General features: G+C 52.1%; 13 protein-coding genes. 11 read left to right on the top strand and 2 right to left on the bottom strand.

Going from position 1 to position 13380, the window contains the following annotated elements; translation table 11 throughout:
* Positions 1-158 precede the first annotated feature (158 nt).
* Both QCH34_RS00855 and QCH34_RS00850 read right to left on the bottom strand, forming a co-directional pair.
* Positions 159-1130 (bottom strand): KaiC domain-containing protein, encoded by a 972-nt coding sequence (locus QCH34_RS00855; protein WP_366898160.1) that lies wholly within the window; start codon positions 1128-1130, stop codon positions 159-161.
* A complete protein-coding gene (locus QCH34_RS00850) occupies positions 1131-1961 on the bottom strand; it encodes an ATPase domain-containing protein (protein ID WP_300328514.1) in 831 nt (276 codons plus the stop codon).
* A gap of 123 nt (positions 1962-2084) precedes the next feature.
* On the opposite strand from QCH34_RS00850, the gene QCH34_RS00845 reads away from it, so the two are divergent.
* Genes QCH34_RS00845 through QCH34_RS00795 form a run of 11 tightly spaced genes read left to right on the top strand, consistent with a single transcriptional unit; the run spans position 2085 to position 13372 of the window.
* On the top strand, positions 2085-4424 hold the full coding sequence (locus QCH34_RS00845) for an ATPase, T2SS/T4P/T4SS family (protein WP_366898158.1): 2340 nt from the start codon (positions 2085-2087) through the stop codon (positions 4422-4424).
* A complete protein-coding gene (locus QCH34_RS00840; RefSeq protein WP_300328509.1) occupies positions 4421-6364 on the top strand; it encodes a type II secretion system F family protein in 1944 nt (647 codons plus the stop codon). Before QCH34_RS00845 ends, QCH34_RS00840 begins: the two co-directional genes overlap by 4 nt.
* Before the next feature lie 59 nt (positions 6365-6423).
* Positions 6424-6576: a hypothetical protein gene (locus QCH34_RS00835; protein WP_300328505.1), complete on the top strand. Its 153-nt coding sequence runs from the start codon at positions 6424-6426 to the stop codon at positions 6574-6576.
* Positions 6573-7052 (top strand): alpha/beta hydrolase, encoded by a 480-nt coding sequence (locus QCH34_RS00830; protein WP_300328502.1) that lies wholly within the window; start codon positions 6573-6575, stop codon positions 7050-7052. The genes QCH34_RS00835 and QCH34_RS00830 overlap by 4 nt, the downstream gene beginning before the upstream one ends.
* A gap of 46 nt (positions 7053-7098) precedes the next feature.
* Positions 7099-7428, top strand: coding sequence for an ATPase (locus tag QCH34_RS00825; protein ID WP_300328499.1), 330 nt, complete (start codon positions 7099-7101; stop codon positions 7426-7428).
* Complete coding sequence (locus QCH34_RS00820; RefSeq protein ID WP_300328497.1) at positions 7415-9409, top strand: V-type ATP synthase subunit I; 1995 nt, start codon at positions 7415-7417, stop codon at positions 9407-9409. The genes QCH34_RS00825 and QCH34_RS00820 overlap by 14 nt, the downstream gene beginning before the upstream one ends.
* A gap of 1 nt (position 9410) precedes the next feature.
* Positions 9411-9668, top strand: coding sequence for an ATPase (locus QCH34_RS00815; RefSeq protein ID WP_300328494.1), 258 nt, complete (start codon positions 9411-9413; stop codon positions 9666-9668).
* Between the two features lie 12 nt (positions 9669-9680).
* On the top strand, positions 9681-10259 hold the full coding sequence (locus tag QCH34_RS00810) for a V-type ATP synthase subunit E family protein (protein ID WP_300328491.1): 579 nt from the start codon (positions 9681-9683) through the stop codon (positions 10257-10259).
* A 13-nt stretch (positions 10260-10272) separates the two neighbouring features.
* Positions 10273-11331 (top strand): V-type ATP synthase subunit C, encoded by a 1059-nt coding sequence (locus tag QCH34_RS00805; RefSeq protein ID WP_300328488.1) that lies wholly within the window; start codon positions 10273-10275, stop codon positions 11329-11331.
* Positions 11331-11633 carry a V-type ATP synthase subunit F gene (locus QCH34_RS00800; RefSeq protein ID WP_300328485.1) on the top strand — a complete coding sequence of 101 codons (303 nt, stop codon included), beginning with the start codon at positions 11331-11333 and terminating at the stop codon, positions 11631-11633. The genes QCH34_RS00805 and QCH34_RS00800 overlap by 1 nt, the downstream gene beginning before the upstream one ends.
* The gene (locus QCH34_RS00795) at positions 11624-13372 is read left to right on the top strand and encodes an ATP synthase subunit A (RefSeq protein ID WP_300328482.1); all 1749 of its coding nucleotides are present in this window, start codon (positions 11624-11626) and stop codon (positions 13370-13372) included. Before QCH34_RS00800 ends, QCH34_RS00795 begins: the two co-directional genes overlap by 10 nt.
* Positions 13373-13380 lie beyond the last annotated feature (8 nt).

The following is a 13380-nucleotide window of genomic DNA, read 5'->3' as shown; positions in this document are numbered from 1 at the left end:
AAAAAAGCAATCTCCCCCTGCGGTGTCTGCATCAAGGTCTGTCCTGTCGGATCAGATCGCACCTTCTATGGGCGGGAGGATATCGGGATATACCGGGAAGATGCAGCCGATAGTCCGCTCAAAAAGGCATGGGATCATATCAGATCCCATGGCACTCTCTAGAAGACGCTTGCCTCAGAATAGACGACCACATCATCGGGCTGGATCTCATATGGCTTAATCTCCCGTGAGTGCTGGGATCTCCGCATCTTCACGACTTCGACAGCAAGATGGGTGCCGGAGAGGTCGCTCGTCCTCACATACCGAAGCAGGACAACGCAATCAACGAGATACTCGACAAGGCCGTATTTGCTTGCATAGGGTATCTGGGTATCTGTCTCGCTCGTCATGACGAAGGTACAATCCTCATCCCGCATCCTCTCGACGAACTTGAACATCTCAAGCCTCCTGCTCGCCTCATCAGGAAGCAGCCCTTCAAAGAGTGATATCGGGTCTATGACGACTCTGGATGCCTTCGTCTCCCTGATGAGGTCGGGAATATCGTTTTTGATGCTGTTTACCGCGAGCGTAAAATCTGTTGGATCAAGTTTGATCAAAAAGAAGGTTTTGTCAAGGTATGCGTCAAGGTCATATCCCCGCCGCCTGATACTCTCTTTCAGCATCTCGGCCCGCTCGTCAAGGCTGATCAGGATACAGGTCTCTCCCAGCTTCAACCCCTCGAAAATGAAATTGATCGCAAATGTCGTCTTCCCGGTACCATAGGTCCCGATGATTCCGGTGACGGAGTTCTTTACGAGCCCCCCTCCGAGCATCTCGTCAAGCCCTTCTATACCGAGCTTAATCCGTTGATCGGTCCTTCTGCCGGGAGGAGTTCTCACTTCACCTGAACTCTCCCGTTTCAGTGGCTCCTGCATCTCTTTCTTCTCATCATGGGGGGGTTCCCACTGATCTTCAGCAGGCGGTATCCACTCATCATCAGATGGAGGCTCCCACTCAGGTTCTACAGGATCTGCCTGCTGGATGATGCCTCCCATTCGTGCAGGCGGCGTTCCTGTCTGGATCGGAGGGATCTTCCGCACCGGAGGCTGTTTATCATCATCGTCAATAAGTGCCGAGAAGTCATCACTCACCTAAATCACCATCCTGATATTCTCGACATCAAACCCGGCTGTTGAACTGATCCGAACCGCAAACTTCACGAGATCACGTTCCTCAAGGTACGGCATCACCCCGCGGAACTTCATGAAATACATGATCCTCTGCCTGCGCTGGCCTGATCCCTCCTCCCATTTGAAGTGGATGACCGCATCCGCACAGTCGCAGATCTCCAGTTCGCGGGACGAATCAAGAATCCCTTTGGTGAGATGGAGGTATATTGTCGAGTTCCAGGTCTTTGCGATCCGCTGCAGTCCCCTGAGGAATGCAACAAGGCTGTTCCATTTTTCCGGACTGTAATGCAGTCCGGAAATATCGGTAATGGAGTCGATGATGATAAGGCTCTGCTCTTTTCCCTCCTCAAGCACCGCAATGAGATCGGCAAGAATACTATCATGCTCAGGCTTCTTTCGTTGCATCCGGGCGACGATGCCCCCCTCTCCATCATACCAGTTTGCAGGAACGACACTCCTGTCAAAGTATCCGCTTGAGAGATCCAGAAATGTGACGCGATCTGCGATGCCGGCAGTCAGATCGCTCTTGAATGATCCTATGATCTCACGGAATACATCCTCTTTCGTTCTGGTGATGCTGATATACCGGATATCTTCCGGAATCATTCTTCCTGCCCCGTCGTCCTTCCCCATTCTTGTCATTGCAATGAGTGAGGTGTATGCAAACTCGGTACTTCCTGCACCGATATCCGAGAGCAGAAGGATAAGGGAGCCCGGCACAACTCCTCCGTCCAGGACGGGATCAAGTGAGTTGATCCCTGTTGGCATCCTGCGTGTCGTCTGATCAGCCATACTTCATCTCTCCATTCAATGAATTAAGGTTATGTAGTATCCTCACATGCATAAGCTATATCTCTTCTCCGTGTAAGGTAACCAGTACGCTCAGGCGATTATTTCGGCTAACCGGGGTTTTCTATGGTAGATGGTGACGATAAGCAGCAGGAAGAACGTGATCTTTTTGCACCGGAGAGTGATCACTTCGGATCAAAGAAGAGTGATAAAAAGAAGAAATCCGGTTTTCTCTCATTTTTGAAGAGGAGATCGGATTCTGATCGTGCTCTGCCGATAACCAACCCCTGGGATACTGCCCCTTTCCCGGATCCGCTGCATGAACAATCCCCGGAGATCGATGATCGAAAGCAGCCTGACACACCTGTCGGGGATACCGATGCGCGTGCACCTCCGGGCTTCTGGAACACCCCGATGGCCGGGCTGGCTGATGAGGAAGAATCCGAAGCACCAGGTCCCGGGAAAGCGCCATCAGATGAAGAGATGATGGGGTTGCCGGATCAGGAGAGCAGTATCCCTGCCGGAGATGATATCGCTTTGGATGAAGCCGAAGAGGAGACTCCTGTTCCAGGGCCTGATCCTGATATCCATGATGAGATCCCGGAGAATCCCTCTCCTGAGGATCTGGCGGAGCCACTCCCTGAAGAAGAAATCAATGTTGGGGAGAACGAGATACCTGCTGCTGATACCGGAATTGACATTGCGCAGCCTGATGAGAAGACGCCTGATCATCCCGCTCCCTCTCTGCCGAAGACAGGGGAAGAATCTATGCCGGAAACAATCGCCTATCCGGTGAAGGCTGTTTCATCCCCGGAGCAGTCGGTACTGCCGTTTGAAACGGAAGACCCCGTTTCAGCATCCGCACCAAAGGATCAGATCCCTGAACGCCGGTCACTCCTCTCGGTATTCCGGAAGAAAGAAGCGGACCTCGTGGTGCCGGAATATCATTATCCAACTGCCGGTCCGCTTGTCATCCCAAGGCTTGCCGAGAATGAGGAAGAGGTGGATAGCTACTGGGTTGAGAAAGGCCTCTCCCTTGTCCTGATCACCTATAACCGGGTGACCCGGCTGAAGGAGTATCACCTCTTTGAACCAATCCTGACCCGTTTTGAATACGAACTTCTGGAACGGCTTTATGAAGACCTCCGTGATATTCTTATTCTGACGGATTCAGAGATCCGGGAACAACCAGAGCGACTCCTCTTCAGAAAGGCGGAAGCCTTAATCAGCCAGTACGGCCTCTCGCTGACACCGGAGACGACATATAAACTGCGGTACTACCTGAAACGGAACTTCCTCGGATGGTCACGGATCGATCCCCTGATGAAAGATCTTGAGATTGAGGATATATCGTGTGATGGGCATGGAATCCCTCTCTTCCTCTATCACCGGCAGCATCGGAATATCAGAACCAATATCCAGTTTCCCGAACAGCAGTTAAACTCGCTTGCCATCTCCCTTGCACAGCGTTCAGGCAAGCACATCTCGATCGGAAGCCCGATCCTTGATGCCACCCTCCCGGACGGCTCACGTCTCCAGCTGACGCTTGGGACTGAGGTGACGAGCAGGGGCTCTTCTTTTACAATCCGTAAGTTCCGTCCGGAGCCGTTCACCCCGATCGAGCTGATGGAGAAGGGGACATTCAATGTCGACCAGCTCGTCTACTTCTGGCTTGCAATCGAGAATAACAAGAGCCTGATCTATATCGGCGGGACAGCATCCGGGAAGACTTCATCCTTAAATGCGATGTCCCTCTTCATCCCCCCGCTGGCAAAAGTTGTCTCTATCGAGGATACCCGTGAGATCATGCTGTACCGGGAGAACTGGATTGCGAGCGTCACCCGTGAATCCCTCACTTCAGAGGGGAGCAGGAGCATCAATATGTTCGATCTCTTAAAAGCCGGCATGAGGCAGAGGCCCGAGTTCATTATTGTCGGAGAAGTGAGGGGGCCTGAAGCGCAGACCCTCTTCCAGGCAATGAATACCGGCCATACCACCTACTCTACGATGCATGCGGGAGGAGTGGATGCCACCATCCACCGTCTTGAGAGTGAACCCTTAAATGTCCCGCGTAATATGCTCCAGGCATTAAACATCATCTCGGTCCAGGGGCTGATCTTCCGTGGTACCGAGCGTGTCAGGCGCTGCCAGGAGATCGTTGAGATCACCGGTATTGAACCAAATTCCGGGAATATCCTTGTGAACAATGTCTTTGAGTACGATCCGGTCTCAGATGAGATGCGGTACTCCGGCAGATCCCATGTCTACTCGGCCATCGCCGCCAACCGTGGATGGAGCAGGGAAGAGCTCCATACTGAGATTGAAAGGCGGAGGCAGGTGATCCTCGCGCTTCATGAACAGGAAATCAGGGATTTCAAATCTGTATCCGAGGTATTCTCGATCTTTGCCATCACCCCTGATGTCATCTTTGACCATATCGGCGATCTCAGACAGGTCCTCTCATGATACCGATGTATGAACGGTTCCGGCGGTTTTCAAGGCGCGATCCGATGCGTTTCCAGCACCTGCGGAATGATATCATATCCGCACGGCTTGGTATCACCGTTGAGCGGCTCTATTATTACGCATTCGTCTTCGGATCTGGCATCGGAGCTGCAATTGGCATACTCTTCTATTTTATTGCGGGGGTCTTTGAGCCGATCATCGTCCCCAGTGCCGCCTATGAGTTCACCAGGCAGAACCGGCTTGCCATATCGTGGTTGTCTGATCTTCCGCTTGAAGATGTCCTCTTCAGGGCGATCATCGCAGTCATCATCTTCATCATCATCTCCTACCTCACCTACCGGATCGTCCTTGCCTTCCCGGGCGTCATGAAGTCTTCCCGTGCGACCAGGATCAACCTGACCCTCCATAACGCCGTTGCGTACATGTATGCGATGAGGAGGGGTGGAGCCGAACTGATTGAGATCTTCCGTTCCCTCTCAGAGAACTCGCATGTCTATGGGGAAGTTGCATTGGAATTCCGGCAGGTTGTCAGGGACTGTGATCTCTTTGCCCACGATATCGTCTCCGCACTCCGTGAACTCCAGATGACAACTCCCTCAGCCAAGATGAAGGATTTTATCCAGGATCTCCTCTCCATTATCGAGAGTGGCGGCGATCTCTCCGGCTTCCTGAAGGCGAAGGTGGGCCTGTACCAGGATGAGGCAAAATTTGAGCAGAAACAGTTCTTAAACACCCTCTCCCTGGTTGCCGAGGGGTATGTGACGCTCTTTGTGGCAGGCCCGCTCTTTTTGATCATCGTGATGGTGGTGATGGGACTGATGGGTCCGGGTGCGCTCATGCAGCTGAATATCGTGATATATGCCTTAATTCCGATCGGAACTGCCATTTTTATCGTCTTTATCGATATGATCTCATCCCAGCCCGAGAGTGTGGAGCGGTACACCTTTATGCAGGAACTCAGGGAATATCCTGATGTTGAGATTACAGAGGGAGATGAAACCACAGAAACCGGACTGATCACGACATTGAAAAAATATGATCGCTGGACCCGGATCCGTGAATTCGTCTCCGATCCCCTCCATTACTTCCTGATCCTCCCCCACCGCACCTTCTATGTCTCGATTCCGGCAGGTGTCATGTATCTTATCTTCTGGTATCTTCAGATCCCCGATTATGGTGATTTCGAGTTTTACCTGACGGTCCTTGACGATTATGTCATCGCAACATTCCTCATCGTATTCGCTCCCTATGCAATTGCGCAACTGATCTGGAGCCGCCGGATAAGTGAGATTGAAGCATCGCTCCCTGATTTCCTCCAGAGGCTTGCCGGGATCAATGAAGTCGGCCTTACCATCGCAAAGGCTCTCTCCATACTGGTGAGGACGAATCTCGGTCTCCTCAGCTATGAGATAAAGAAGATCAAGCGTGATCTTGACTGGGGTGCAAATGTCGAGGATGCACTTGTGCGCTTTGAAGAACGCCTCTCCACACCATCCATATCGCGTACGGTGACGCTGATCACCCGGGCAACTGCAATGAGCGGGGAGATCGGCCAGGTACTGACGATTGCGGCAAGTGATGCCGATATGAGCGAGACCCTCAAACGGGAGCGGCAGGGGGAGATGTTCCTCTACACCGCGGTCGTCTACCTTGCATTCTTCGTCTTCATCTTTGTTGTACTTGTTATCGGGACGCAGTTCCTCCCGGTCATTGAGATGACTGATGCAATCGATACATCCGTGAGCGGCGCCGGGGCTTTCTCAAGCGTTGGAGGCATATCTGCCCTCACCTATGGCCGCCTCTTCTATCATGCCGTCGTCATCCAGGCGATCTGCTCAGGGCTCATTGCCGGGCTGATGGGGGAGTCATCGTTAGCCGCAGGTGTAAAGCATGCATGCATCATGGTATTTGCAGCATTTCTGATCTTTGCCCTGATCTGAACCGAGATGCGATAACCTTTAAGTGAGCCCGCGTTCAATGAAAATCAGGTGAAACAGAGATGTGCAGCGTTGGTGGTCCGGCAGATATAGAGATTGATGAGGGAGTGCAGGGAAAGAGCTACATCTGTAATACCTGCGGTGAAAAGTTCAAGACCGTCGGCAAACGCCCGATGTGCCCCTCCTGCCAGTCAGAAGATGTTACTCCGGCATGATCCTCACCCCCGGTGACCGTATTGTCCTCGTCAGGGGGCAATCTTCTTTTCTTCTATGTGCCCGTGCCGGCAGGAAGTTCCCTCTCATGATAGAGACCACTGATAGCGAATATGTCCAGGGTATCCACCCTGACGATATCATCGCCGTATCAGCACCGGAAGGGGGGGATCTGACTCCGGCACGCTACCTTCTCGATCTGGTCCGGATATATGATCAGCCGGTGCTTGTGCTTCCAAGGGGACACCCGGGATCGGTAAGGCTCCGGTATGTCATCTCGGCAGGTCCGGAAATTTTGCTCTCCTGTGAAATTGTGCGGGGAACGCATCCTGAGCAACATCTCATCTGTTCTTCGGCCGAACTCGCGGGACTCGAAATATCCGGCGATAAAGGGTCAGTTTGTATTAAAAACCTGCCAGAGGCGATACACTGGGAATATCTCCCGGAAAACCCTCCCGAAACAGAACAACAATTATAAGAGATACGATAAACCAATTATTCTGTTGCCGTGAGAGGAGGGTTGGATGAAAACTGAGGTTCTGAAGAGCATCAAAAAGACCGAAGAAGAGTATCGTCAGCAGGTTGAGAAGGCGAAACTTGAGCGCGAGCAGATTATCGCAAATGCCAGGTTTGAAGCCGACAACCAGGTTGCCAAGGCAACAGCCGTTGCCGATGAGTACACAAAGAAGCGTCTGGCGGATGCACGAAATGACGCAGCGAAGAAACGCGCCCAGATCCTAGAGGAAGGAAAGCATCAGGCCTCCCTCCTCAAAGAAAAAGGCCGGAAACGGATGAATGAAGCCGTTTCGCTGCTGGTTGAGCGGTTCAAGGAGAGAGTTCATGTTACAGCCTAAGACGATGACGCGTCTGCTTATCGTTGGATCGAAAGAGCAGATGCCGTCAGCTGTGACCGAACTTTACCGTCACCACGTATACCATATCACCGATTATACCGACCAGGGGAAAGAGGGATATGAGGGCTTTCGCATCGGGCAACCGATGGAGGGTGCAACAGAACTCTCGACAGATCTGATCAAGATCCGGTCGATCGAGAGCATCTTTGGGCTCTCTCCCGATGATTACCTCGATACAAAAAAGCGTTCTTCGCGTTCGATCAAAGAGATTATAGAGCGTGAACTCCCTGCAATCGAACAGGAAGTCAGCAATCTCACGGCACAGCGATCGGCAGCAGAAGCACGTATCAAGGTGAATGAACAGCGTATCGCCGAACTTACACCTTTCTCCGGCATACCTCTTGAACTGGGACTTTACAGGGGGTATGAATCGGTATCGGTGATTGCGGGGAAAGCACCCCGTGAAATCGAGATCACCGTCCCACACGAGAAGTTTATCGCATCTGACAAGGGGAACAACACCACGGTCATCTTCTTTAAAAAAGCAGATCGTGCGACAGTTGAACACGCTCTTGCAGAAGCACAGTTCCAGCCGATCCCGATTCCGGAGGAAGAAGGATCCGTCAGAAAGGCAATCGATACATACCAGTCTGAGATCTCTCAGCTGACTGCGGCTATTGCAGATATCGATGAGAAAATTGCTGATATAAAAGGAAAACACGGTAATTTTCTTGCTGCCTGTGACGAAGTGCTCTCAGCTGATGTTGAACAGGCCGAGGCGCCGCTTCGGTTTGCCACAACCGAACTCACCTTCATCGCCGATGGATGGGTTCCGGTATCTGAAGTTCAGAGCCTGAAATCAGGGCTTGCCCAGGCGACAGGAGATAAAATCCTTGTCATGGAGGTTGAGGAGACTGGCGGTCATCATGATAGCCATGATCACTCTAAGAACCAGCCGCCTGTCGAGTATGATAACCCTGGTTTTGCAAAGCCAATGCAGTCGATCGTGGATATCTATTCACGGCCCCGTTACGATGAGCTTGATCCGACGCTCATGGTAGCGATCATATTCCCGTTATTCTTTGGTATCATCCTTGGAGATATCGGGTATGGTGCTGTTCTGCTCATTCTTGCTCTTGGCCTTCAGAGGATGCTGAAAGGTGAGGCTGTCCAGCAGCTCCTTAAAGTCCTGAGAAATGCAAGCATCTCAGCCATCATCTTCGGTTTTGTGTATGCCGAGATATTCGGAGCCCATCCGGGTGCCCTTAATATCGAGCTCTGGCATCCGTTAATCAGCAGGCACCTGCTGATCGGAACACATGCCCACCATCAGGGTGATATTGCAGTACTGCTTGTGTTTGCGGTATGGCTTGGTATTATCCAGATGACCCTTGGAAGGTTCATGGGTGTATACAACCATGCACGACACCGGAATATGCTCCATGTTATGGGGCAGGTGAGTTGGATTGCATTCATGTGGGGTGCATTACTTCTTATCTGGTCGATAGCTGCGATCCCGCTGATGCCGGATCTGACAATGCTTCCACCGATCGTGATGGGCCTGAATATCGCCGGAATCATTGGTGGAATCCTCGTCCTAGCGGGTGCCATTGGTATCGGAATTGAGTCGCCTCTCGAACTGATCGAACTTCCATCAGTCATCAGCCATTCGCTCTCCTATACGCGTCTGGCAGCTGTCGGACTCTCATCTGTCGCAATTGCAATGGTGGTCAACTTCATCGCAATTGAGATGCTGATTGAGCCGCAGTTTAAGGAACTGACGGCTGTTGGTATTGTTCTCATAATCATAGGGATCTTCGTTCTCCTCATCGGACATCTGCTCAATACGGCACTTGGTCTCCTTGGAGGAGGTCTGCAGTCCCTGAGGTTGCAGTATGTTGAGTTCTTCACCAAATTTTACAAGGGTGGAGGAGAGAAATACAATCCATTTGGAAAGAAACGTAATTTAACGGAGGATTAAAATGGTAGATTTAGGAGTCGCAACATTAACACTTGAAATGGTAGCTGAATCGCAGATGGGATTAAAGGCACTTGGTGCAGGACTTGCAGTAGGCCTCACCGGTATCGGTGCCGGTGTCGCTGAAATGGGAATTGGTTCAGCTGCTGTCGGTGCAACCGCCGAGAACAAGGATATCTTTGGTCTGGCACTTCTGCTTACCGTTATTCCCGAAACGATCGTTATCTTCGGCCTTGTTGTCTCGCTGTTGATTCTGTTCTAAATGGAGTCTACAATGGGACTAGAAGTTGTCGTCGAAGAGATCAGGGAGATAGGGCAGAAAGAAGCCACTGCTATCCGGAATGAGGCCAATGAAGAGGCCCGGCGGATCCTAGCGGCAGCAGAAGAGCGTGCAACATCGATCAAACAGGAAGCCGAGGCAGAGGTGGATCGGCAGGTTCAACAGATGGAGGCCCAGGAGGTCTCTGCTGCGAAACTCCTTGTCAGACGTGAAGTCCTCAATGCGCAGAAAGAGCTGCTCGAAGAGGTCTTCAATGCGACAGACGGATCCATCTCGTCACTCCCCGCCACCTTCCATGAGAAGGTGATCCGGGAGCTTCTGAAGAAGGTTGCAAAAGAGATCAAGGACGGTGTTGTGTTCTGCAACAGCCGCGATCAGCAGGCTGTAGAATCAGCCCTCTCTGAACTAAAGACCCTGAGCGGATACTCATATGGTGGCGCCGTCGAGATATTCGGCGGAGTCGTCGTCAAGAGTGCAGACGGACAATTAACCGTGGATCTCAGCTATCAGACCTTCCTGGACGAAGTCTGGGAATCCGGGCTGAAAGACGCCTCGGATATTCTCTTTGGATAGGAGGTATGTGCTGATGTCTGTGGTGATTGGCGGTCCGGCCCCCTATGTCTATGTCTGTACGCGTATGCGTGTACGCAAATCCAAACTGCTTCCGCGGGAAGAATATCTCCGGATGCTGAACATGAGCCTTCCCCAGATCACCCGTCTCATTGAAGAGATGGAGTACAAAAAAGAGATCGATGAGCTTGCGTCATCCTTTGACGGCATCGATCTCGTCGAAGAGGCGCTCTCCTGGAACCTGGCAAAGGAATTCCAGGCAATCCTTGCGATCACCCCCGGCATTCTCAAACAGTTCACAAAATCGTACCTTCGGAGGTGGGATATCCAGAATGTCCTCACCATCATCCGTGGGAAGAAACAGGGGATGTCTGCCGGAAAGATCAAAGAAGTGGTTGTCCCTGCCGGATCTCTTGATGTCCTGTTTCTGGACCGGATGATTGCAGAAGAGTCGGCAGAGCGCTCGATCGAGATGCTCAAGAACCTCCCCCTCTACTCAGTCATTGAACGCGAGTACTCAGGTGCAGTTGAAACGGGATCGTTTGGAAGGCTTGAGAATGAGCTGTACCGCCAGTTCTATGCCGATCTCATTGAAGAGGCGCGGAGCGGACTGAAAGGCGGAAACCAGTTCCTTAAGTCGATACAGCTTGATATCGATATCAGGAATATCAAGACGATCTTCAGGCTCAGGGGCCAGCCGGTTTCAGGTGAAGAGACAGCTGATGTCTGGATCCCCGGTGCCTCATTCTCAGTCGATGAGCTCAAACGAATCTCTCAGGTCGAGACGATCGATGAGCTTGTCGATACGCTGAGGAAGAAAGTGAAGAGTCCGGCACTCGTTGATGCACTGGAAGGACTTCGTGAAGAGAAACCCATACACGAAGTAGAGAACTCCCTGACCAGGGCACAGCTGGACTATATGGATCGGCTCTCGAAGAGGAACCCATTCTCGATCTACCCGATCCTCGTCTACCTTGAGAAGAAGAAGTATGAAGTGACCAATCTCAGGGCGCTTGCTCGCGGAAAACAGGCAAATCTTCCGGCTGAACGGATCGAAAACTATCTGGTGATATGATGGAGATCGCAGTTATCGGAAGAGAAGAGTTCATTCTGGGTTTCAGGCTTGCAGGTCTTCAGAAGACCTATGCGGCAGAGACCCCGGAGAAACTTACGGAGGTGATTGGCCGGACATTGGAAGATCCCAATGTCGGTATCCTCGTCCTCCAGAGCACTGATATGGAACAGGTTCCAAGAAGGCTTCAGCTAGCCCTTGAGAACTCGGTGAAACCGACCGTTATCTCCATTGGCGGCGAGACGGGCGGCCTCTCCCTGAGAGAGCGGATAAAGCGATCAGTGGGTGTTGATCTGTGGAAGTAAAGAAGAAATCAGGAATTCTCAAAAGAATCGCGGGACCTGTGGTCACCGCGGTGAACCTTGACGCACACATGTACGATGTGGTCAAGGTTGGTGATGAGGAGCTGATGGGTGAGGTGATCAAGATCGATGGTGATAACGTCATCATCCAGGTCTATGAAGACACCTCCGGCATCAAACCGGGTGAGCCGGTCGCAAACACGGGACTCTCACTCGCAGTCGAGCTTGGCCCCGGTCTCCTCACCAGTATCTACGATGGTATACAGCGGCCTCTTGAGGTTCTCGTCGAGAAGATGGGGAACTTCATCGAACGCGGTGTCACTGCACCTGGCCTTGACCGCTCAAAGAAGTGGGATTTCAAGCCTGTTGTAAAAGCCGGTGACCGTGTCGAGCCCGGCCAGATCATCGGTGAAGTACAGGAGACGAACAAGATGCACCGGGTCATGATCCCGCCGAATGTAAAAGGCGGTGTTGTGAAGGAGATCAAATCCGGATCATTTACTGTCGACGAGACGGTGATTGTTCTTGATGACGGATCCCAATACCCGATGATGCAGAAGTGGCCGGTTCGTGTGCCACGACCTGTGAAAGAGAAGAAGAACCCGAAGATCCCGCTAAACACCGGACAGCGTATCCTTGATGGTCTCTTCCCGATTGCAAAGGGTGGAACAGCAGCAATTCCAGGGCCATTCGGCTCAGGAAAGACGGTTACCCAGCAGCAGCTTGCAAAATGGTCTGATGCAGAGATCGTCGTCTACATCGGCTGTGGCGAGCGTGGCAACGAGATGACCGAGGTACTGACAGAGTTCCCGCATCTTGATGATCCAAAGACCGGAAAGCCCCTGATGGAGCGGACTGTTCTGATCGCCAACACCTCGAATATGCCTGTTGCGGCCCGTGAAGCATCGGTTTATACCGGTATCACCATCGCGGAGTACTTCCGTGATATGGGCTATGACGTCTCCCTGATGGCAGACTCGACCTCCCGCTGGGCAGAAGCGATGCGTGAGATCTCAAGCCGTCTTGAAGAGATGCCCGGTGAAGAAGGATACCCCGCATACCTTGCAGCCAGGCTCTCCGAGTTCTATGAGCGTGCAGGTCTTGTCGAGACGCTGGCAGGCGGTTCAGGCTCTGTCTCTGTAATCGGTGCGGTCTCACCGCCCGGTGGTGACTTCTCCGAGCCGGTTACCCAGAACACCCTCCGTATCGTGAAGGTCTTCTGGGCGCTTGATGCCAAGCTCTCGCAGCGGCGTCACTTCCCGGCTATCAACTGGCTGAACTCCTACTCGCTGTACCTCGACCAGCTCCAGGACTATTACAATGAACATGTCTCCCCCGAATGGAACAAACTCCGCTCATGGGCGATGGAGGTTCTTCAGAAGGAGTCCGAGCTTCAGGAGATTGTCCAGCTCGTCGGATCCGATGCCCTGCCGGAATCGGAACAGATCACCATCGAAGTGGCACGTATGCTTCGTGAGATCTTCCTCCAGCAGAATGCCTATGATGATGTCGATACCTACTGCGACATGACCAAGCAGTTCGATATCATGAAGGCGATCAAGGTCTATGCAGATTCAGCATATGCCGCACAGGCAGCAGGTGTGAGCCCTGCACAGATCATCTCTGTCAAGGCAAAGTCCGATCTCCCGCAGATCAAGTTCGTCCGCGACTACAAGCCAATGCTTGAACAGATTCTGAAAGGCATGGAATCCGAGTTCACAACACTGAGGGCAGGAGCATGAAGGAATAT

The sequence above is a fragment of the Methanocalculus sp. genome (genome assembly GCF_029762515.1).
Taxonomy (GTDB): Archaea; Halobacteriota; Methanomicrobia; order Methanomicrobiales; family Methanocorpusculaceae; genus Methanocalculus.
The sequence above is the reverse complement of the archived record's forward strand: the minus strand, read 5'-3'. Positions and strand labels throughout refer to the sequence as shown.

Excerpts from the sequence above, each read along its gene's own strand:
- QCH34_RS00850 (WP_300328514.1), bottom strand. The coding sequence starts at position 1,961 with ATGGCTGATCAGACGACACGCAGGATGCCAACAGGGATCAACTCACTT.
- QCH34_RS00845 (WP_366898158.1), top strand. The coding sequence starts at position 2,085 with ATGGTAGATGGTGACGATAAGCAGCAGGAAGAACGTGATCTTTTTGCA.
- QCH34_RS00840 (WP_300328509.1), top strand. The coding sequence starts at position 4,421 with ATGATACCGATGTATGAACGGTTCCGGCGGTTTTCAAGGCGCGATCCG.
- QCH34_RS00835 (WP_300328505.1), top strand. The coding sequence starts at position 6,424 with ATGTGCAGCGTTGGTGGTCCGGCAGATATAGAGATTGATGAGGGAGTG.
- QCH34_RS00830 (WP_300328502.1), top strand. The coding sequence starts at position 6,573 with ATGATCCTCACCCCCGGTGACCGTATTGTCCTCGTCAGGGGGCAATCT.
- QCH34_RS00825 (WP_300328499.1), top strand. The coding sequence starts at position 7,099 with ATGAAAACTGAGGTTCTGAAGAGCATCAAAAAGACCGAAGAAGAGTAT.
- QCH34_RS00820 (WP_300328497.1), top strand. The coding sequence starts at position 7,415 with ATGTTACAGCCTAAGACGATGACGCGTCTGCTTATCGTTGGATCGAAA.
- QCH34_RS00815 (WP_300328494.1), top strand. The coding sequence starts at position 9,411 with ATGGTAGATTTAGGAGTCGCAACATTAACACTTGAAATGGTAGCTGAA.
- QCH34_RS00810 (WP_300328491.1), top strand. The coding sequence starts at position 9,681 with ATGGGACTAGAAGTTGTCGTCGAAGAGATCAGGGAGATAGGGCAGAAA.
- QCH34_RS00805 (WP_300328488.1), top strand. The coding sequence starts at position 10,273 with ATGTCTGTGGTGATTGGCGGTCCGGCCCCCTATGTCTATGTCTGTACG.
- QCH34_RS00800 (WP_300328485.1), top strand. The coding sequence starts at position 11,331 with ATGGAGATCGCAGTTATCGGAAGAGAAGAGTTCATTCTGGGTTTCAGG.